Annotated in this window: 19 protein-coding genes and 1 riboswitch; of the genes, 4 read left to right on the top strand and 15 right to left on the bottom strand. The window is 64.1% G+C overall.

Annotated features, from left to right (window positions below; all coding sequences use genetic code 11):
• Window positions 1-47: 47 nt before the first annotated feature.
• Window positions 48-158: riboswitch (TPP riboswitch) on the bottom strand.
• A gap of 243 nt (window positions 159-401) precedes the next feature.
• Window positions 402-3,212, top strand: coding sequence for a valine--tRNA ligase (locus ACLRDN_RS02155; protein ID WP_413458773.1), 2,811 nt, complete (start codon window positions 402-404; stop codon window positions 3,210-3,212).
• Window positions 3,213-3,364: 152 nt separating this feature from the next.
• Complete coding sequence (locus ACLRDN_RS02150) at window positions 3,365-3,829, top strand: DUF2147 domain-containing protein (RefSeq protein ID WP_413458772.1); 465 nt, start codon at window positions 3,365-3,367, stop codon at window positions 3,827-3,829.
• Window positions 3,830-3,840: 11 nt separating this feature from the next.
• Here ACLRDN_RS02150 and ACLRDN_RS02145 read toward each other — a convergent pair whose 3' ends face one another.
• The 4 genes from ACLRDN_RS02145 to ruvA form a co-directional block, all read right to left on the bottom strand.
• Window positions 3,841-4,296, bottom strand: coding sequence for a YaiI/YqxD family protein (locus tag ACLRDN_RS02145; RefSeq protein WP_413458771.1), 456 nt, complete (start codon window positions 4,294-4,296; stop codon window positions 3,841-3,843).
• 19 nt (window positions 4,297-4,315) lie between these two features.
• Window positions 4,316-5,158: a 2-keto-4-pentenoate hydratase gene (locus ACLRDN_RS02140; protein ID WP_413458770.1), complete on the bottom strand. Its 843-nt coding sequence runs from the start codon at window positions 5,156-5,158 to the stop codon at window positions 4,316-4,318.
• A gap of 180 nt (window positions 5,159-5,338) precedes the next feature.
• On the bottom strand, window positions 5,339-6,394 hold the full coding sequence (gene ruvB, locus ACLRDN_RS02135; protein WP_413458769.1) for a Holliday junction branch migration DNA helicase RuvB: 1,056 nt from the start codon (window positions 6,392-6,394) through the stop codon (window positions 5,339-5,341).
• 24 nt (window positions 6,395-6,418) lie between these two features.
• Window positions 6,419-6,997 (bottom strand): Holliday junction branch migration protein RuvA, encoded by a 579-nt coding sequence (gene ruvA / locus ACLRDN_RS02130; RefSeq protein ID WP_413458768.1) that lies wholly within the window; start codon window positions 6,995-6,997, stop codon window positions 6,419-6,421.
• Between the two features lie 113 nt (window positions 6,998-7,110).
• Between ruvA and ACLRDN_RS02125 the strand changes: the two genes are divergently transcribed.
• The gene (locus ACLRDN_RS02125; protein ID WP_413458767.1) at window positions 7,111-8,052 is read left to right on the top strand and encodes a DUF808 domain-containing protein; all 942 of its coding nucleotides are present in this window, start codon (window positions 7,111-7,113) and stop codon (window positions 8,050-8,052) included.
• Here ACLRDN_RS02125 and ruvC read toward each other — a convergent pair.
• Genes ruvC through ACLRDN_RS02100 form a run of 5 tightly spaced genes read right to left on the bottom strand, consistent with a single transcriptional unit; the run spans window position 8,049 to window position 12,027 of the window.
• Window positions 8,049-8,591: a crossover junction endodeoxyribonuclease RuvC gene (ruvC, locus tag ACLRDN_RS02120; protein ID WP_413458766.1), complete on the bottom strand. Its 543-nt coding sequence runs from the start codon at window positions 8,589-8,591 to the stop codon at window positions 8,049-8,051. The two genes, ACLRDN_RS02125 and ruvC, sit on opposite strands and share 4 nt — an antisense overlap.
• Window positions 8,592-8,627: 36 nt before the next feature.
• Window positions 8,628-10,094: an FAD-binding domain-containing protein gene (locus ACLRDN_RS02115; protein ID WP_413458765.1), complete on the bottom strand. Its 1,467-nt coding sequence runs from the start codon at window positions 10,092-10,094 to the stop codon at window positions 8,628-8,630.
• 1 nt (window position 10,095) lies between these two features.
• The gene (locus ACLRDN_RS02110) at window positions 10,096-10,518 is read right to left on the bottom strand and encodes a thiol-disulfide oxidoreductase DCC family protein (protein ID WP_413458764.1); all 423 of its coding nucleotides are present in this window, start codon (window positions 10,516-10,518) and stop codon (window positions 10,096-10,098) included.
• Complete coding sequence (locus tag ACLRDN_RS02105; protein ID WP_413458763.1) at window positions 10,505-11,839, bottom strand: FAD-binding domain-containing protein; 1,335 nt, start codon at window positions 11,837-11,839, stop codon at window positions 10,505-10,507. Before ACLRDN_RS02105 ends, ACLRDN_RS02110 begins: the two co-directional genes overlap by 14 nt.
• A gap of 11 nt (window positions 11,840-11,850) precedes the next feature.
• The gene (locus tag ACLRDN_RS02100) at window positions 11,851-12,027 is read right to left on the bottom strand and encodes a DUF2256 domain-containing protein (protein WP_084320263.1); all 177 of its coding nucleotides are present in this window, start codon (window positions 12,025-12,027) and stop codon (window positions 11,851-11,853) included.
• A gap of 96 nt (window positions 12,028-12,123) precedes the next feature.
• On the opposite strand from ACLRDN_RS02100, the gene ACLRDN_RS02095 reads away from it, so the two are divergent.
• On the top strand, window positions 12,124-13,143 hold the full coding sequence (locus ACLRDN_RS02095; RefSeq protein ID WP_413458762.1) for a MerR family transcriptional regulator: 1,020 nt from the start codon (window positions 12,124-12,126) through the stop codon (window positions 13,141-13,143).
• Window positions 13,144-13,223: 80 nt separating this feature from the next.
• On the opposite strand, the gene purH is transcribed toward ACLRDN_RS02095, so the two are convergent.
• The 6 genes from purH to ACLRDN_RS02065 form a co-directional block, all read right to left on the bottom strand.
• Complete coding sequence (gene purH, locus ACLRDN_RS02090) at window positions 13,224-14,795, bottom strand: bifunctional phosphoribosylaminoimidazolecarboxamide formyltransferase/IMP cyclohydrolase (RefSeq protein WP_039789248.1); 1,572 nt, start codon at window positions 14,793-14,795, stop codon at window positions 13,224-13,226.
• A gap of 108 nt (window positions 14,796-14,903) precedes the next feature.
• Entirely contained in the window at window positions 14,904-15,137 is a 234-nt protein-coding gene (locus tag ACLRDN_RS02085) for a Fis family transcriptional regulator (RefSeq protein ID WP_006463627.1), read from the bottom strand.
• A 183-nt stretch (window positions 15,138-15,320) separates the two neighbouring features.
• Window positions 15,321-16,340: a tRNA dihydrouridine synthase DusB gene (gene dusB / locus ACLRDN_RS02080; protein ID WP_343741405.1), complete on the bottom strand. Its 1,020-nt coding sequence runs from the start codon at window positions 16,338-16,340 to the stop codon at window positions 15,321-15,323.
• A 161-nt stretch (window positions 16,341-16,501) separates the two neighbouring features.
• The gene (locus ACLRDN_RS02075) at window positions 16,502-17,869 is read right to left on the bottom strand and encodes a type II toxin-antitoxin system HipA family toxin (RefSeq protein ID WP_413458761.1); all 1,368 of its coding nucleotides are present in this window, start codon (window positions 17,867-17,869) and stop codon (window positions 16,502-16,504) included.
• Window positions 17,863-18,132 carry a helix-turn-helix domain-containing protein gene (locus ACLRDN_RS02070; RefSeq protein ID WP_413458760.1) on the bottom strand — a complete coding sequence of 90 codons (270 nt, stop codon included), beginning with the start codon at window positions 18,130-18,132 and terminating at the stop codon, window positions 17,863-17,865. Before ACLRDN_RS02070 ends, ACLRDN_RS02075 begins: the two co-directional genes overlap by 7 nt.
• 137 nt (window positions 18,133-18,269) lie before the next feature.
• The gene (locus ACLRDN_RS02065; RefSeq protein WP_413458759.1) at window positions 18,270-18,914 is read right to left on the bottom strand and encodes a histidine phosphatase family protein; all 645 of its coding nucleotides are present in this window, start codon (window positions 18,912-18,914) and stop codon (window positions 18,270-18,272) included.
• Window positions 18,915-18,921 lie beyond the last annotated feature (7 nt).

Here is an 18,921-nt window from a genome sequence, read left to right as displayed (position 1 = left end):
GCGGAAGAGGACGGACGGCGTGGCGGTAATACAGGGCCGTAGGTGCGTCATGCTGCCGGTTGCTTCCCTTCGCTGGCATTATCCAGATCAGGTTCAAGGGTATTTCTCACCCGGCTGCCAGAGCATGTGCTCCGGTGCCAGGACCCCTAGCGATGCGACGCGGGCCACTTGCGCAGCCCTTGTCGTGGGCCGGATTCTACTCCAATTGGCGTGAGGAACAAGGCTTCATTTCGGATGGGCTGGATGTGCAGCGCAGCATTCTGACCGGGCAACATGCCCTGGGGCAATGGATTGGCGGGCGGCCCAAGACCGGCGTTGAGCGCGTCAATTTCGCGCCTGTGGTGAGATTTGCCCTGTCCGTCCCTTATAATCTTGGGTTTCGCAAAAACACACGTCAAATCATGGAATTAGCCAAGTCGTTCGAGCCCGCCGAGATTGAGAAATTCTGGCGCGAGGAGTGGGAAAAGCGCGGTTACTTCGCCGCCACCACCGACGCGGAGAAGCCCTCGTTTTCCATCCAGCTGCCGCCGCCCAATGTGACCGGCACCCTGCACATGGGTCACGCGTTCAACCAGACCATCATGGATGGCCTGACGCGCTACCACCGCATGCGCGGTCACAACACTGCCTGGATCCCCGGCACCGACCACGCCGGCATCGCTACCCAGATCGTGGTGGAACGCCAGCTGGATGCGCAGAAGATCTCGCGCCACGACCTGGGCCGTGAAAAATTCGTCGAGAAGGTGTGGGAGTGGAAAGAAAAATCCGGCTCCACCATCACCGGCCAGATGCGCCGCATGGGCGCCTCCACCGACTGGGCCCGTGAATACTTCACGATGGACCCCAAGATGTCCAAGGCCGTCACCGAAGTCTTCGTGCGCCTCTACGAGCAGGGCCTGATCTACCGTGGCAAGCGCCTGGTGAACTGGGACCCGGTGCTGGGCACCGCCGTCTCCGACCTGGAAGTGGTGTCGGAAGAAGAAGACGGCTCCATGTGGCACATCAAGTACCCGCTGGCCGATGGCAGCGGCCATATCGTGGTGGCCACCACCCGTCCGGAAACCATGCTGGGCGACGTCGCCGTGGCCGTGGACCCGACCGACGAGCGCTACGCCGCGCTGGTGGGCAAGATGATCAAGCTGCCGCTGGTGGGCCGCGAGATCCCCATCATCAAGGATGAATACGTCGACAAGGAATTCGGCACCGGCTGCGTGAAGATCACCCCGGCGCACGACTTCAACGACTACCAGGTGGGCGCACGCCACAACCTGGAAATGATCAGCGTCTTCACCTTGAAAGCCACCATCAACGAGAACTCGCCCGAGAAGTACCAGGGCCTGGACCGCTTCGAGGCGCGCAAGCAGATCGTGGCCGACCTGGACGCACTGGGCCTCTTGGAACAGGTCAAGCCGCACAAGCTGATGGTGCCGCGTGGCGACCGTACCGGCGTGGTGATCGAGCCGATGCTGACCGACCAGTGGTTCGTGGCCATGAGCAAGCCGGCACCGGAAGGGACTTACTTCCCCGGCAAGTCGATTGCCGAAACGGCGCTGGAAAAAGTTGCCTCGGGCGAGATCAAGTTCGTCCCCGAGAACTGGACCAACACCTACAACCAGTGGCTCAACAACATCCAGGACTGGTGCATCTCGCGCCAACTGTGGTGGGGACACCAGATCCCGGCCTGGTACGACGAGGACGGTGGCATCTACGTCGCCCGCACCGAAGAAGAAGCGAAGAAGCAAGCCGGCGGCCGTGCCGTCAAGCGCGATGAAGACGTGCTCGACACCTGGTTCTCCTCGGCGCTGGTGCCCTTCTCCACCCTGGGCTGGCCGGAAGAAACGCCGGACTACAAGCTGTTCCTGCCCTCCTCGGTGCTGGTGACGGGCTTTGACATCATCTTCTTCTGGGTGGCGCGCATGGTCATGATGACCACGCACTTCACCGGCAAGGTGCCGTTTGACACCGTCTACGTGCACGGCCTGGTGCGCGATGCTTCTGGCCAGAAGATGTCCAAGTCCAAGGGCAACACGCTGGACCCGATCGACCTGATCGATGGCATCGGCGTGGATGAACTGGTGGCCAAGCGCACCGTCGGCCTGATGAATCCCAAGCAGGCAGCCAGCATCGAGAAGGCTACCCGCAAGGAATTCGCCGATGGCATCCCGGCCTTCGGCACCGATGCGCTGCGCTTCACCTTCGCCTCGCTGGCGACCCTGGGCCGCAACATCAACTTCGACCTGAACCGCTGCGAAGGCTATCGCAACTTCTGCAACAAGCTGTGGAACGCCACCCGCTTCGTGCTGATGAATACCGAAGGCCAGGACTGCGGATTCGACGGCCACGAGAAGGGCGTCTGCGACAAGGAAAAACTGCAGTTCTCCAAGGCTGACCGCTGGATCGTGTCGCTCTTGCAGCGTACCGAAGCCGAAGTCGAAAAGGGCTTTGCCGACTACCGCTTCGACAACATCGCCACTGCCATCTACAAGTTCGTCTGGGACGAGTACTGCGACTGGTACCTGGAAATGGCCAAGGCCCAGATCCAGAGCGGCAATGAAGCGCAACAGCGCGCGACCCGCCGCACGCTCTTGCGCGTGCTGGAAAGCGTGCTGCGCCTGGCGCATCCGGTGCTGCCCTTCATCACCGAGCAGCTGTGGCAAAGCGTGGCCCCGCTGACCGACCGCAAGCCGGATCCGGCGGGCGACTCCATCATGCGCCAGGCCTATCCGCGTCCCGACCTGGAAAAGATCGATACCGATGCCGAAGCCTGGGTTGCCCAGTTCAAGGCCTACACCGATGCCTGCCGCAACCTGCGCGGCGAGATGCAACTGGCGCCGTCGCTGCGCGTGCCGCTGATCGTGGAAGCCGCCGATGCGTCGGCCGTGGAATCCTTCCTGCCCTACCTGCAAGGCCTGGTGCGCCTGTCGGAAGCCACGGTGGTGCCGCAACTGCCGGAGTCGCCGGCACCGGTGGCCATCGTCGGCGAAGTCAAGCTGATGCTGAAGGTGGAAATCGATGTGGCCGCCGAGCGTGAACGCCTGGGCAAGGAAGTCACCCGCCTGACCGGCGAGATCGCCAAGGCCAACGGCAAGCTGTCCAATGAAAGCTTCGTGGCCCGTGCGCCCGAGGCCGTGGTGGCGCAGGAAAAGGAACGTGTCGCCAACTTCAGCGCTACGCTGGAAAAGGTGAAGGAACAGCTGGCCAAGCTCAAGTAAGCCGGCCTGTTTCTTCATGAAGCCGTCGTCCCCTTGCGGGCGGCGGCTTTTTTTTGTGCTTGCCTTGCAGCGCGGGCTTGTCTAGACTGGATCGAAAAAATTAGAACAATCGTGCTTTTTTATGGCATTCGACTTGATAACAGGAGACCAGCATGAACCGTATTTCCTCCCCTTCCCGCCTGGCCACGCTGTCGCTGCTGGCTGCTACTTTGCTGGCCAGTGCTGCCGCCTGGGCCGATGGCTCGCCGTTGGGCTTGTGGAAGAGCATCGATGACGCCACCGGCAAGCCCAAGGCGCTCATCCGCATCAGCGAGAACAATGGCGAACTGAGCGGCAAGATCGAGAAGCTCTTCCGTGCGCCGGAAGAAGACCAGAACCCGGTCTGCCAGAAGTGCGAAGGCGAGTTGAAGGACAAGCCGGTCATCGGCATGACCATCCTGTCGGGCCTGAAGAAGGACGGCGAGGAATACAACGGCGGCCAGATCATCGATCCGGCCAATGGCAAGGTCTACAAGAGCAAGCTGACGGTCGTCGATGACGGGCAAAAGCTCAATGTGCGCGGTTATGTCGGCATGCCGATGCTGGGCCGCACCCAGACCTGGCTGCGGGAGCAGTAACGCCGGCCCGATCAGGCCGGACGTGAAGCTTTGAGCACGTAACGGTCCAGCTCGCGGGCGAAGGCGCGGCCGTCGCTGGCGCTGAAGGCGGCCGGGCCGCCGGTCTCCACGCCGCTGCTGCGCAGCTCTTCCATGAAATTGCGGGTGCTGAGGTGATGGCCGATGTTCTGCGCCGTATAGAGTTCGCCGCGCGGATTGAGCGCCAGCGCGCCCTTTGCCACCACATCGGCGGCCAGCGGGATGTCGGCGGTGATGACCAGGTCGCCGGGTTCACATTGGCGGGCGATTTCCTTGTCGGCCACGTCGAAGCCGGCCGGCACCACCATGGATTTGATGTAGCGCGAAGGCGGCGTGCGCAAGGGACGGTTGGCCACCAGCGTCACGATGATCGTGGTGCGCTCAGCCACCCGGAACAGCATGTCCTTGATGACGCCCGGACAGGCATCGGCATCCACCCAGATCGCCATCAGTGTGCGTTCGCCCGCGTCAGACGAAGGACACGGTCAGGCCCGGCAGGGTCACGCCCGAGAAAGCGGTGGTCCAGGTCTGGCCGGGCTCGATGGGACAGGCATCGGTCCAGGTACCGGTACTGATGATCTCGCCGGCCTGCAGCTGGCGGAAGCGCGACTGCTTCTGCAGCAGCTGGTGCAGGTGCCACAGGGCGTGCAGCGGGCTGTCCATCTCGTCGTTGCAGAAGCCGGCGGCACGCAGCACGCTGGAGGACTCCGTATTGCAGGACAGGGATACGCTGGCGCTGGCCAGGATCTGCGGCAGGTGGTGCTTGGTTGCCGAGGACAGCACATGGGGCTCGCCCACGATCAGGGTGCCATGCAGGCCGAAGGCGGCAATCGAATCAGCTACGGTGAATTCCCAGTTGGGGAAAGGACAGACCACGATCTCGAAGCCATGCGCCATCCACTCCAGGCAATCGGCCAGTTCAATGAGCGAGGCCCCGGGCGCCGGGGTCTTGCCAAGCTTGAAGACGATCTCCGGCTCGATGCGCGGCTGCACCGCACCGGTAAGCGATTGCGCGCCGTGGTTGTCTTCGGCGAAGCGCACCGTGGCGTCGTACATCGGCGCCCAGGTCGGGATGCGGGCATCGTCGATGATGCCGTAGCGCTCCCAGTTCTTGCGCACCACAAAGCCGATCTTGCGGCCGATCGGCTGCTCGCCTTGGGCGACACGGATATTGCGGATGTTGTGGGCGATTTCGTAGGCGTCTTCCACCGACAGCGGCTCGGACTCGGAAATGCGCGGGATGATCCGGGACTGGGCGCGGGCATCCAGCAGCTGATGCGCGTATCGAAGGGCTTGGCTCGACATTAGCATGGAGGGCTCACATCGAAAGATAGTGAATAGCTATCCATTGTCGATGACGATTAATTTTTGCACAAGCAAAAACTCGCTTTTATACGAGATCTGACAAAAATTTCATCTGATTGACCTGCTGTGCGTCATGCTGTTTTTCAGCGGCTGCAACAGTGCTGTCCAGCTTGGGAATGGCCGAGCTCAGCCGCCCCAGAGTTCGCCGTTGGGACCGCTTTGCGGGGCGGTCACGCCGAAATGCTGATAGGCCAGGCCCGTGGCGATGCGCCCGCGCGGCGTGCGCTGCAGGTAGCCTTGCTGGATCAGGTAGGGCTCCAGCACGTCTTCGATGGTGTCGCGTTCTTCACCGATGGCTGCTGCCAGGTTGTCCAACCCGACCGGGCCGCCGCCGAACTTGAAGAGCACGGCTTCCAGCAGCTTGCGGTCCATCAGGTCGAAGCCGACCGGGTCCACGTCCAGCATCACCAGGGCGGCGTCGGCCATCTCGCGGGTGATGCGGCCTTCGCCCTTGACCTCGGCATAGTCACGCACGCGGCGCAGCAGGCGGTTGGCGATACGCGGCGTGCCACGGCTGCGGCGGGCGATTTCCAGCGCGCCTTCCTCGACGATGGGCGCATTCAACAACCCGGCGCTGCGGGTAACGATGCGGGCCAGCTCGGGCGGTGTATAGAACTCCAGCCGGGCGACGATGCCGAAGCGGTCGCGCAGCGGATTGGTCAGCATGCCGGCGCGGGTGGTGGCGCCCACCAGCGTGAAAGGCTGCAGGTCCAGGCGCACCGAGCGGGCGGCCGGACCTTCGCCGATCATGATGTCGATCTGATAATCTTCCAGCGCCGGGTAGAGGATTTCCTCCACCACCGGCGACATGCGGTGGATCTCGTCGATGAAGAGCACGTCATTGGCTTCGAGATTGGTCAGCAGCGCGGCCAGGTCGCCGGCGCGCTCCAGCACCGGGCCCGAGGTCTGGCGCAGGTTCACGCCCATCTCGCGGGCGATGATGTGGGCCATGGTGGTCTTGCCCAGGCCGGGCGGACCGAACAGCAAGGTGTGGTCGAGCGGCTCGCCACGCTTGCGGGCGGCCGAAATGAAGATTTCGAGCTGGGCGCGCACCTTTTCCTGGCCGACGTATTCGTCCAGCTGCTTGGGCCGCAGGGCGCGCTCGATGGCTTCCTCGTTGGCCGAGGCCGGGGTGGCGGAGATGATGCGCTGTTCGGAGAAATCGTCGGTCTGGATGCTCATGCTCTAATCCTTGTCTGGCCGGGCTCAGCCCTTGGAGAGCGCCTTGAGGGCCAGCTTGATGCCGTCCGAGACGCTGCTGTCCTTGGGCACCTGCTTCATGGCCAGGGTCGCTTCCTTGTCCGAATAGCCCAGCGCCAGCAGGGCGTTGAGGATGTCGGCCGAGGCGTCGCTGTGGACCACGCCGGCCACCGCGCCAAGATCGGCACCGAACTTGCCCTTCAGTTCCAGCAGCAGGCGTTCGGCGGTCTTCTTGCCGATGCCGGGCACGCGGGTCAGGCGGCCGGCTTCCTGCAGGGTCACGGCCTGGGCCAGGTCGGCCACCGACATGCCGGAGAGGATGGACAGCGCCGTGCGCGCGCCCACGCCGGAAATCTTGATGAGCTCCTTGAACGTATTGCGTTCTTCGGCGGTCCCAAACCCGAACAGGATGTGCGCATCCTCCCGGATGGCCAGGTGGGTCAGCAGCGTGACCTTTTCACCCAGGCCCGGCAGGTTGTAGTAGGTGCTCATGGGCACGGCCACTTCGTAACCGACGCCCTGGCAGTCGACCAGCAGGTTCGGGGGGATTTTTTCTAGAAGAATTCCGGAGAGGCGACCGATCATGGCGTCAGGGATGTGCGTGGGAGGCAGCTTCTGTGATAATCCCGCGATGATACAGCACTGTTCGGATAAACAGTATCCAAGCCACCCCGCAGAGATGAAGACAAAGGAAAAACATGGCCGGTAGCGCCTTCTTCGCATTGATTGACGACATCGCCACCGTGCTCGATGACGTTTCCCTGATGACCAAGGTGGCCGCCAAGAAGACGGCCGGCGTGCTGGGCGACGACCTGGCCCTCAATGCCCAGCAGGTCGCGGGCGTGCGCGCCGAGCGGGAATTGCCGGTGGTCTGGGCGGTCGCCAAGGGCTCGCTGAAGAACAAGGCCATCCTGGTGCCGGCGGCACTGGCCATCAGCGCCTTCATCCCCTGGGCGGTGACGCCGCTGCTGATGCTGGGCGGCGCTTTCCTCTGCTTTGAGGGCTTCGAGAAACTGGCGCACAAGTATCTTCCCCACGATGAGGAACATCATGAAGTCGCCGCCAAGGCGGACGACGACGTCGATCCGCTGGTCTACGAGCAGGAAAAGATCAAGGATGCCGTGCGCACCGACTTCATCCTCTCGGCCGAGATCATCGCCATCACCCTGGGTACCGTCGCCGGTGCCCCCCTGCAGCAGCAGATCACGGTGCTGGTGGGCATTGCCCTGATCATGACGGCGGGCGTGTATGGGCTGGTGGCCGGGATCGTCAAGCTCGATGACGGCGGCCTCTATCTGGTGCAGCATGCGGGCGCGAGCGCCTGGGGACGCTTCAAGGCCGGTATCGGCCGGGCCGTCCTGGCGGCGGCCCCGAAGATGATGCGCAGCCTGTCGGTGATCGGGACGATTGCCATGTTCATGGTCGGCGGCGGCATCCTGACCCACGGCCTGCCTTTCGCGCATCACGCCATCGAGGCGGCGGCGCAAGCCGTGGAGGGTGTGGCGGTAGTCGGACCGGTCCTCGGGGCGATCACTCCGGCGGTCTTGAATGCCCTCTTCGGCGTGGTCGCAGGGGCAGTGGTGCTGGTGATGGTGAAGCTGGTGCAGCGCGTACTGTCGCTCTTCAAGAAAAAAAACTAACCGACCAGACGCCCGCCACGCATGCGGATGCCCTTGCGCGCCAGCGCCGGGGCCAGCGCGCCGAGGTCCGACAAAAACCCTCCCCCATGCGCATGGCAGATCGCCACGCCCAGCGCGTCGGCAGCATCGGTGCCCGGCAGGCCGGGCAGCTTCAGCAGCCGCGCCACCATCTCCTGCACCTGCGCCTTCTGGGCGCGTCCGTGGCCGGCTACGGCCTGCTTGACCTGCAAGGCGGTGTATTCAGCTACCGCCAGGTCGGCGGCCACCAGCGCGCAAATGGCCGCGCCGCGCGCCTGCCCCAACAGCAGGGTGGATTGCGGATTGACGTTGACGAACACTTTTTCGATGGCCGCGCAGTCCGGTGCATAGGACTTCACCACTTCGCCGACGCTGGCCAGGATCACCTTCAGGCGTGAAGGCAGGTCGCCATCCGGCGTCTTGATGGTGCCGGAAGCGATATAGGAGAGCGTGTTGCCCTGCTTGTGGATGACCCCGAAACCGGTGGTGCGCAAGCCAGGGTCGATGCCGAGGATTTTCATGCCCGCCAGTCTAACCGATCAGGCGGGCATCCCGCGTCAGAACAAGACGCCCTGCCCCGGATCCGCGGTTTTCTGGCGCGGGCGGCGCTGGGTGGTCGCGGGCAGGCCGCTCTTGCGCGAGCCGTGCTTGTCCTGGATGGCATCGGCTTCGGCCCGCGCGGTACTGCTGCTGCGCTGGCCGTAGAGGGCGTCCTTGGCGTGCTGGAGGGCCGTCTTCTCATCCACGATGGGGTCGGGATAAGCCGCCGTGCCGACTTCCGGCACCCAGCGCCGCACGTACTGGCCCAGCGGATCATGATCGCGCGCCTGCTTGGCCGGCGAATAGATGCGCAGGGTATTGATGCCGGTGGTACCGGATTGCATCTGCATCTGGCTCCAGTGGATGCCCGGCTCAAAATCCAGGAACTGCCGCGCCAGGAACAGCCCCGGCGCGCGCCAGTGCAGCCACAGGTGATAGGCGGCAAAGCTGACCAGCATGGCGCGCATGCGGAAGTTGAGCCAGCCGGTGGCGCACAGCTGGCGCATGCAGGCATCGATCATGGGATAGCCGGTACGGCCTTCGCACCAGGCATCGAAACGCGCCTGCGCCTCCACGCCCCACGGACCGCCATCGCCCGGACGCAAGCCATCGAGCGAACGCGCCACGTTGCGCCATTCGATATCGGGCTGGTCTTCCAGCTTCTGCATGAAGTGGCAATGCCAGCGCAAGCGACTGGAAAAGCCGCGCAGGCCGTAGGCCAGCTCGCGGTCGGCCGTGTGTTCGATGGCCAGCTCGGTAGCCTGATGCACGCTGCGCATGGAAATGGTGCCGAAGGCCAGATGCGCACTGAGCCGGCTGCAGGCTTCGGGTGCGGTCAACGGACTGGACATGGCGCGCCGGTAATCGCGCCCGCCGCCGCCGAGGAAGGCGCGCAGCGTATCCCATGCCGCTGCCTCGCCAGCGGGTGGTTGCAGGCGCACCTCGGGCAAACCCAGTTCGGTCAATGTGGGCAGCCTGTCGGGCTGCATCCCTTGCGGCGCAAGGAAGCCGACCGGATTGGCAACCTGCGCTGCCTCCATGCGCTGCACCCAGCGCGCGGCCCAGCCATCGCGGCTGCGCAGGCGGCGCACCACGCCGGTTTGCGGAAACTCCTGCCACTGCACGCCTTGGATGCGGCTCCAGCGGTTCACCGAAATATCGCGGGCATAGCTCCAGGCCGGGCCGGTTTCTTCGTGGCTGAAGAGATGGGTCACACCCCGCTCGCGGCGCAAGGATTCCAATACCTGCACCGCCTCGCCAATGCGCACCAGCAACGGCAGGCCGCGCTGCTTCAATTCGATCTGCAAGGGGGCGAGGGAACGCAACAGGAAATCCACATGACGCGGATCGCATTCAAAACTCTGCAACCATGCAGGCTCGATGATGAAGACCGCAAACGCACGCTCACACCGTGCCGCCTCGGCCAGCGCCGCGTGATCGCGCAAGCGCAGGTCGCGCTTGAACCAGACCAGGCCGACGCTCATGTCAGCCTCGGTCCTGGCGGCGTTCGAGCCGCACCACCAGCCGTTGCACGGCCGGACGTACGCGCAGGAAGCCGCGATAGCTGCGCTCCATCAGCCACAGCATGCCGGGCAGACGCACCAGCCGGGCCAGCCAGCGCCATCCCGGCAAGGTGGCCCACAACTTCACGAAGGCCTCGGCACCGCTGAAGACCACGCCATCAGCGCGACGCACATGGAAGCGCGCCAGCAACTGCTCACGCGTCATGCCCGCAGGAAGCTCTGTGGCGGGCACATCCGCGCGGCTGATATCGCAAAAGCGCAGCGGGGCATCCTGCGCACCGCGCTGGTACACGCCGATCTCGCGCCGGCACAGCGGACAGGCACCGTCATACAGCACGGTGATCTCTTCCTGTGGCGCACGAGGGTCAGGGTCAGGCTGCGCCATCGCGCCGCTCCTTGCGCTCGGTGCGCGCCAGCAGCTCGGCGGCGCTCTGCAGGCCTTGCGTGCTGCGACGCCACCACTGGGTGAACAGGTCGCTGGGCTTGTCGACCACCGGGAACAGTTCCGGTGCCGCTACGCATTGCGCCCACAGCGGCAGCCAGGGAGCCAGATGCGGATCGGCCACACAACGCACGCTGCGCGCAGACTTCAGCGCACGGCCGACGGTGGCGGCATCACCATGCCAGCACAGCGATGTCAGCTCGCGCATGCGCGCACCAACGAAATCCCAGCGGCGCTGATCCCAGGGCCAGAGCAGATGGAAGTCCGACAGATACAGGCCCACCACCACAGTGTCAGCCGGCAGATCGGCGGGCAATTCGCCCAAGCTCCACGGATGGACCAGCCAGACATCCCGCCCGGCTACCGCTTCCGCCTCCGGGCTCACACTGCCCAAATGTTCAGGTGGCACTGGCAGCAGGGCCGGCTCCTTGCAGCGCTCCCGCGCGCGCTGGGCGGGTTCGGCGGCCACCGGGTCGGGATTGAGGGCGATTTCGCCCAACGCTTCATAAGTGGTATCTACCACCGTGCCCGGGCTATGCCACTCGGCCGGGGCGTACTTGGCCACGTTCTCGGCATTGAACAGATAAGGCTTGTGGCTGCCGGTCCCGGCCACCCACTGCCAGCTCAGGTGATTGCTGGCCAGGTCGCCATCCAGCAGATGGCCGACCATCCAGTCCGCCCCCGCGCGCCAATGCACCTTGCGCAGATGCACCACATAGCTGGCCAGCCACATGCGCGCGTGGTTGTGCAGGGTGCCGGTGGCATAGAGGGTGCGCACGGCCTGGTCGATCACCGGCAGGCCGGTGGCGGCCTCGCGGATATCGGCCGGCAGTTCGCGCGCATAGGCCGACTCCGGCAGCGGGCCGGCGTGCAGCGAATCAAAAATGCGCGCCCCGCGCCTGGCCCACACGTAGCGATAGAAGGCGCGCCAGCCCAGCTCATAGACGAACTTGTGCTGCACATCCAGCGCCTGGCGGCTGCACACGCCCGCCAGCACCTCGCGCAGGCTGACGAAACCGTGCGTGAGATAGGGCGACAAGCCGGTCACCGCGCCATCGAGGCTGTTGCGGGTGCGGGCATAGGCGCCGGGACGCACGGCGGCAATGCGCTCGCGCGCGGCGGCCAGGGTCGGCTGCAGGGGCAGCAGCGCCAGCGGTCGCGGCGTGGGGACCGCAGCGACGACAGCAGAGGCGGCGGGTGCAGCGGGTACGTCTTCCGGGGAAGGGGCATCCAGCACCAGGTCGAATTGATGTTTGCGATACATGGCTCGACTCCTCAAAGGCCAGGGTGGGCGCGCTTGCGGCGGCAGGCTTCGGAACAGTATTTGACCTCGTCCCAGTTCTTGGCCCAGGCGCGCCGCCAGGTCATGGGCAGGCCGCACACGGCGCAGGGCTTGCTGGGCAAGTGCGCCTTGTTGCCGCGATGTCCAGTGACTTGGCTTTTCTGTTTCATGACTCAAGATTGTACTGAATAAATGCTTCACACTTGACTCATGACGTCAAATTAGCGTCTATAATCTGTGTCAAACATGATTCACCGGAGCCCATCATGAGCCTTGCGCAACCGACCACTTCCCCGGCCCTTGTGGCCGACAAACCTGCTGGCGAAGCCTTGCGCCGCACTGGCGCCGTGGCGCGCATGCTGCGCATGCCGGTGGCCACGCTGCGGGTGTGGGAGCGCCGCTACGCACTGACCCAGGGCAAGCTCTCGCCCAGCGGCCAGCGCCTGTATTCGGAAGCCGATGTACGCCGGCTGGCGCTGATCCGGCAGTTGACCGAACTGGGCCACGCCATCGGCAGCCTGGCCGGGCTGGATATGGATCAGCTGCAGCAAGTGGCGGCCACCCACGCGGAACTGCACGCAGCCCGTCCGACGCCACCGGAAGCGGTGCAGGGTCAATGGCGGCTGGCCGTGATCGGCTCCACCCTGGCGCAGCGCCTGGACAAACCCGGCCTGCTGCAGCGCTTGGGCCGTCCGCTGCAATTGCTGGGTCCGTTCGAGAACATCGAACAGGCCGCCATGGCCTTGAAGCGGGAAGAAGTGGATGCCCTGCTGCTGCACGAGCCGCAGTTGCACGCCGGCTGGCTGGGGGCGCTGGAGAGTTCGGCGCCGGCCCTGAGCGGGCTGCCCATGGCGGTGCTCTATGGATTTGCCAGTGAAGCGGTGTGCGAGACGCTGGCGGCGGTAGGCATCAGCCTGCTGCGTGCGCCGCAGCCCGACGTGGTGATCCTGCAATGGCTGCGCGGCCTGGCGGCGCTGTCGTCACCGGCGCGCGATGAAGAGGCAGGCGACAAGGCGCTCCCGCCGCGCCGCTGGGATGACAATGAGTTGATCGCCTTTGCCAACCAGTCCACCACGGTGGCCTGCGAGTGCCCCCGTCACGTGGCGGAATTGCTGATGCAGCTGTCGCAGTTCGAGCGCTACAGCGCGCAATGCGCCAACCGCAACGTGGCTGACGCACAATTGCATCAATACTTGCAGCAGCTGACCTCGGAATCGCGGCAGCGGTTTGAAGCGGCCTTGACGCGCATTGCCATCCATGAAGGAATGATCAGCGAAAACAGCTGAGCCCAGCGCACTGCGGCACACGAAGCACCAACAAAAACGCCCGGCATGAAGCCGGGCGTTTTTTTCGGATCTGGCAGCGATCAGTGACGGAAGTGACGGGTCCCCGTCAGCAGCATGACGACATCGCGCTCATTGGCCGCATCGATGACTTCCTGGTCGCGCATGGAACCACCCGGGTGGATGACGCAGGTGGCACCGGCATCGACCACCACATCCAGGCCATCGCGGAACGGGAAGAAGGCATCCGACGCCACGGCCGAACCGGCCAGGGTCAGGCCGGCATTCTGCGCCTTGATGGAGGCGATGCGTGCGGAATCGATACGGCTCATCTGGCCGGCACCGACGCCCAAGGTCATGCCATTGCCGCAGAACACGATGGCATTGGACTTGACGAACTTGGCCACGCGCCAGGCGAACATCAGGTCCTGCAGTTGCTGCTGGGTCGGCTGCTTCTTGCTGACCACCTTCACATCGGCCAGCAGAACATTCTTGGCGTCCGGCGACTGCACCAGCAGGCCACCGCCGACACGCTTGAAGTCGTAGCCATTCAGACCGGTGCCCAGCGGGATTTCCAGCAGGCGCACGTTCTGCTTGGCAGCGAAGATCTGCTTGGCTTCAGCGCTGAAAGACGGGGCGATCAGCACTTCCAGGAATTGCTTGGCCACGGCTTCGGCCGCTGCGGCGTCCACTTCGCGGTTGAAGGCGATGATGCCGCCGAAGGCCGAGGTCGGGTCGGTCTGCAGGGCCTTGCTGTAGGCTTCCAGCGGGTGGGCACCGATGGCCACGCCGCAGGGGTTGGCGTGCTTGATGATGACGCAGGCGGCTTCCGTGGCAGGGTCAAAGCTCTTGACGCATTCCCAGGCCGCATCGGCATCGGCGATGTTGTTGAAGGACAGTTCCTTGCCCTGCAGCTGGGTGTAGTTGGCCAGGGCGCCATCGACCTTCTTGATGTCGCGGTAGAAGGCAGCGCTCTGGTGCGGGTTCTCGCCGTAGCGCATGTCCTGGACCTTCTCGAAATGAAGGTTCAGGGTCGAGGGGTAGGCGCTGCGGGTGCTGTGCTGCTTGTCTTCACCCAGGGCGGTGAAGTAATTGGTGATGGCGCCATCGTATTGCGCGGTGTGGGCGAAGACCTTCTTGGCCAGCGCGAAGCGCTTTTCGTAGGGCAGGTCGCCACCGGACTTCAGCTCGGCCAGCACGCCTTCATAATCGGTCGGATCGCAGATGACGATCACGTCCTTGTGGTTCTTGGCCGAGGAACGCAGCATGGCCGGGCCGCCGATGTCGATGTTTTCGATCGCATCTTCCAGCGAGCACTCATCCTTGGCCACGGTCTGCTGGAACGGGTACAGGTTCACCACCACCATGTCGATGGTGGGGATGCCGTGCTGTTCGAGGGCAGCCACGTGCTCGGGGAAATCGCGACGGGCCAGGATGCCGCCATGGACCTTGGGATGCAGCGTCTTCACGCGGCCATCCAGCATTTCCGGGAAACCGGTGTAGTCGGCCACTTCGGTGACCGGCACGCCATTGTCGGCCAGCAGCTTGGCGGTGCCGCCGGTGGACAGGATGTTGACGCCCATGGCGGACAGTGCGCGCGCGAAGTCGAGCACGCCTGCCTTGTCGGATACGGAAATGAGTGCTTGTTTGATCATGGTAGGCAAGACTGGTAAGGAAAAGGAAACCTGAAAAACCGTGGAAGGAAACTGCACCCGCGCACCCTCCCGGCGCCCGCTCTGGCGCGCCGGCAAGGCTGGTGGCGGCTACAGCAGGCCGTGCTGCTGCAGCTTCTTGCGCAGCGTGTTGCGGTTGATGCCGAGGATCTCGGCGGCCTGGGACTGGTTGCCCTCGGCGCGCGCCATCACGGTCTCGAAGACCGGTTTTTCGACCGTGGCCAGCACCATGTCGTAGACATTGGTCGGTAGCTGTTCACCCAGATCCCGGAAATATTTTTCCAGGCTCTTCTTGACGACATCCTCAATACTTTCTTTGCTCATTGTTCTGCTGCTTCTGTTCTTGTCGGCGCCACCCCGCAAGCCCGAATGCGCCGTTTTCCCCCGGGCGCGATGGTGCGTGGCGATGCCGTGTTGTTGATCAATTGCGCCCGCTGTTGCCGCTCGCGCCAGCGCATCCGAACCCCATTGTCCTGTCGTGCTGTCCTGCCATCCTGCGGTGTTGCTTCAGGCGGCCAGGGCTACCTCGTCGGCCAGTCCGTATTGCAGGCGATCGCCATGCACGGCCTGGTCGGCAAAGAATTGCCGCACCGCCTGCAACTGCTGGCCGCAGTCTTCGATGCGGTTCATGCTGCGGCGGAAGGTCTCGCCGCCCGGCAGGTCGCGCACATACCAGCCGATGTGCTTGCGTGCCGTGCGCACGCCCAGGTAGTCGCCATAGAAGGCGTAATGGGCTTGCAGGTGTTCATCCATCAGGTGCGCCACCTCGGTCACCAGCGGTGCCGGCAGGTGCTCGCCGGTGCGCAGGAAGTGATCGATCTCGCGGAAGATCCAGGGCCGTCCCTGGGCTGCACGGCCGACCATGACGGCGTCGGCCCCGGTCAGGCGCAGGACTTCGCGCGCCTTCTCGGGGGTGGTGATGTCGCCATTGGCCACCACCGGGATCTTCACGGCAGCCTTCACGGCGGCGATGGTCTCGTACTCGGCCTCGCCGCTGTAACCGTCGGCGCGGGTGCGGCCGTGCAGGGTCAGCATGGCGATACCGGCGGCCTCGGCGCGAGCGGCAATCTTGAGGGCGTTCTTGTTGGCGCGGTTCCAGCCGGTGCGGAATTTCAGGGTCACCGGCACATCCACCGCCGAGACCACCGCGTCCAGGATGCGCGCCACCAGTTCCTCGTCCTGCAGCAGGGCCGAACCGCACCAGCTGTTGCAGACCTTCTTGACCGGGCAGCCCATGTTGATGTCGATGATCTGCGCACCGCGCTCGACGTTGTACTTCGCGCAATCGGCCAGCATGACCGGATCGGCCCCGGCGATCTGCACCGCCTTGGGTTCCATCTCGCCATCGTGGTTGATGCGGCGCGAGGTCTTCTCGCTCTGCCACAGGCGCGGATCGGACGCGGCCATTTCCGAGACGGCATAGCCCGCCCCCAGCTGCTTGCACAACTGGCGGAACGGACGGTCGGTCACACCCGCCATGGGGGCGACGAACACGTTGTTGCGCAGGGAATAGGGCCCAATGTTCACGACGTGGATAGGGGGAGATACGGGGAAGGGCGCTATTTTAGCGCGATTGCCTGCCTCGCCCAACAAGAATCGGGCGCGGTTACATCTTTGGGGCTGATTATTTATTGGGCAGCGGAGATTGTTGGAGAAATGCTAATTCGCAGTATCATTCGACGGGAATCTCACGCCGATTTCACGAAGGCCAGCAGGCTGTCTGCCGATTGGCGCAAGCCTTTGAGGATCGCAGCGGCCACTTTGGGCGGGAACCCCTCCGGCAGATCGGCCTGCACGGTGGCAATGACTTTCTCGGTGTGCTCGCCCAGTTCGCGCAGCAGCGCCAGCGGCCCTTCGCCGTTCTCGGCCACGATGCCGAAGTGCGCGCCGAGGGCCGCCCAGTGACGTGGCAGGATATCTTTCATCCTGCGATGCACGTTGCGGGACCGTACTGCCATCGCCATGGCAGCCCGATGCGGCGACAACTTGCCGGGCCCTTCGCCGATCAGGGGCAAGACAGACAGCACGTCATACAGCGGCGTCAGTTCGTATCGGCCACCGGGCTTGAGGAAGAGCGAGAAATTCTTGGCATGGCCGTCGGTAGCCCACAACATCCAGAACAACACCTGGGCCTGGAAGAAGTACCGACGCGCGGCCACCGGATCGATGGCACCGCCCAACAGCGCCATGATTTCCTTCATGCCCGGGCCACCATCGGCTTCATATTTGCGCCAGGGTGAAATCCCGCTGGCCTGGCACAGGTCTTCCTGCGGCAAACGCAGCAGTACGGTCTGCCCGCTGACCGGATCGCGGCTCCAGCGGCGGTCGAAGCGCTCCACTGACAACACCCGCTGCGCTCCAAAACGCAAGATTTCGCAGGTGGCCACCGGCATGCCATAGGCTGCCAGGATGCGTGAGCACAGCCATTCATTCTCGACCGAATGGGGCAGATCGAGCTTGAGGCCACCGACCACACCCATGGGCAATTTCAGGATGTGCGTAGTGGGAGTGCTACCGTGAGGCAAGCACCATTGCTGCTGGTACCACAACAGGGCGGTCTTTTCCTGGGCACCTGCCAACGAGAGACGCAGCTCTTCATCGTCCTTCAGGCCCATTGGCAGGGGCTCCGTAATCTGATGCAGCAACTCTGCGACTTCGTTGTCACTCAAGGGCCTGGACTCGATCACCGGTCTGGCTGAGGGCACCACGCCCGCCGGCAGGATCTGGAGCGCGCCCACGCAATCCCGGCCCGCTTCGGCCAGCAGTGCAAAGGCATCAGTGTCGGCGGCCTGGTAGCGGCGTGCGAGGCGTTCGCGGATGAGCTTGCTGTCGGGAAGCAAGTTGTCGAAATAGTGATGGACGATCTCGCCGCGATGGGGTGGATTGCCGGGCTTGAAAGGCAGCGACAGCGACAAGGGACGGCCGCCGGGCGATGCCACCCACTGCGGGTCGTAGTGCAGGCTGTCGCCTTGCGCCGTGATGGCCCAGGTGCCAACGAAACTGCCATTCATCCACAGCCCCAGCTCCCTGGGCTTGCGACGCTGCGCGGTCACCATGAAGCGTCGTCGAGAGGAGGGGTATCGCTCGATGGGCGCGCATTGTCCGCTTTGCGCAGGACCAGCTCGACGCCCAGGATGTTGAGCAGTTCCACCAGCCGGTCGGCACTGACCTTGTCAGCGTTGCGCTCCAGCGAAGACAGGTTCTGCTGGGTCACGCCCAGGCGACGGGCAACCTCCGTCTGGGTCATGCCGGATTGCTTGCGGTAGGCCTGCAGCAGCTGTGGCAGCTGGTGGCCAGTACGGACGGGAAATTCACTCATACAACCCCACTACGAAGTGATATGAAACAAATCATACGTTGTTTCATCACTTTACGTGTTGTGGTTTGTATTCGAGTAATACAAATTTAAATTTGTATTTTTAAATTACAAATTATAGATTGTAGATAGCAAAAAGATCAGCGATCCACCTCATCCAGCGTCTCCCGCTGGAGATGCCCGATCTCGCCCCAGGAGCGGATGTGGGCACGTTCGCCATCCCAGTGCAGGCGATTGACGCTGGCATTGAAGATGTCAAACGTACGGGGCTGGGCAAAGGAAGTCTGGCTGGCCCAGTGATGCACGCACTCCAGCACGCCGCCATGGGTGACGATGGCCACCTTGCGATAGCGGCCCGAGGCCAGCACCCGCTGCACGGCCGCCACCGAACGTTCATAGAATTCGCGCATGGTCTCGGCGATGCGCTCGCCGGCGGGATAGCGGAAGTCCGGCTCGCGTGCCTTCCACTGGCGATACGCCTCGGGATAGAGCGCTTCGATCTCAGTATGGCGCAAGCCCTCGAAGCCGCCGTAGCAGCGCTCGCGCAAGCCCGCATCGATCTGCACCGTCAATCCCGCTGGCCCGGCCACGGCCTGGGCCGTATCGCGCGCACGCTGCAGGTCGCTGGCGAAGACGGCATCGATGCCCTCCCCCGCCAGCGCCTCGCCCAGCGCCAGGACCTGGCGCTGGCCGGCCTCGTTCAAGCCGATGTCGATATGCCCTTGCAGGCGCTTGTCCACGTTCCAGTCGGTTTCGCCGTGGCGGATCAGCAGGATGTCGGTCATGCAGTGC

It is taken from the genome of Herbaspirillum huttiense (assembly GCF_047300815.1).
Lineage (GTDB): Bacteria > Pseudomonadota > Gammaproteobacteria > Burkholderiales > Burkholderiaceae_D > Herbaspirillum > Herbaspirillum huttiense_A.
This window is presented reverse-complemented; position numbering and strand designations above follow the sequence as displayed.

Coding starts and splice junctions, on each gene's coding strand:
- ruvC (WP_413458766.1), bottom strand. CDS start 8,591: ATGAAAATCCTCGGCATCGACCCTGGCTTGCGCACCACCGGTTTCGGG.
- ACLRDN_RS02065 (WP_413458759.1), bottom strand. CDS start 18,914: ATGACCGACATCCTGCTGATCCGCCACGGCGAAACCGACTGGAACGTG.
- ACLRDN_RS02125 (WP_413458767.1), top strand. CDS start 7,111: ATGGCCGGTAGCGCCTTCTTCGCATTGATTGACGACATCGCCACCGTG.
- ruvB (WP_413458769.1), bottom strand. CDS start 6,394: ATGAGCATCCAGACCGACGATTTCTCCGAACAGCGCATCATCTCCGCC.
- ACLRDN_RS02145 (WP_413458771.1), bottom strand. CDS start 4,296: ATGGCGATCTGGGTGGATGCCGATGCCTGTCCGGGCGTCATCAAGGAC.
- ACLRDN_RS02075 (WP_413458761.1), bottom strand. CDS start 17,869: ATGGTGACCGCGCAGCGTCGCAAGCCCAGGGAGCTGGGGCTGTGGATG.
- ACLRDN_RS02140 (WP_413458770.1), bottom strand. CDS start 5,158: ATGCTAATGTCGAGCCAAGCCCTTCGATACGCGCATCAGCTGCTGGAT.
- purH (WP_039789248.1), bottom strand. CDS start 14,795: ATGATCAAACAAGCACTCATTTCCGTATCCGACAAGGCAGGCGTGCTC.
- ACLRDN_RS02115 (WP_413458765.1), bottom strand. CDS start 10,094: ATGAGCGTCGGCCTGGTCTGGTTCAAGCGCGACCTGCGCTTGCGCGAT.
- ACLRDN_RS02070 (WP_413458760.1), bottom strand. CDS start 18,132: ATGAGTGAATTTCCCGTCCGTACTGGCCACCAGCTGCCACAGCTGCTG.
- ACLRDN_RS02155 (WP_413458773.1), top strand. CDS start 402: ATGGAATTAGCCAAGTCGTTCGAGCCCGCCGAGATTGAGAAATTCTGG.
- ACLRDN_RS02110 (WP_413458764.1), bottom strand. CDS start 10,518: ATGGCGCAGCCTGACCCTGACCCTCGTGCGCCACAGGAAGAGATCACC.
- ruvA (WP_413458768.1), bottom strand. CDS start 6,997: ATGATCGGTCGCCTCTCCGGAATTCTTCTAGAAAAAATCCCCCCGAAC.
- ACLRDN_RS02085 (WP_006463627.1), bottom strand. CDS start 15,137: ATGAGCAAAGAAAGTATTGAGGATGTCGTCAAGAAGAGCCTGGAAAAA.
- ACLRDN_RS02105 (WP_413458763.1), bottom strand. CDS start 11,839: ATGTATCGCAAACATCAATTCGACCTGGTGCTGGATGCCCCTTCCCCG.
- ACLRDN_RS02095 (WP_413458762.1), top strand. CDS start 12,124: ATGAGCCTTGCGCAACCGACCACTTCCCCGGCCCTTGTGGCCGACAAA.
- ACLRDN_RS02100 (WP_084320263.1), bottom strand. CDS start 12,027: ATGAAACAGAAAAGCCAAGTCACTGGACATCGCGGCAACAAGGCGCAC.
- ACLRDN_RS02150 (WP_413458772.1), top strand. CDS start 3,365: ATGAACCGTATTTCCTCCCCTTCCCGCCTGGCCACGCTGTCGCTGCTG.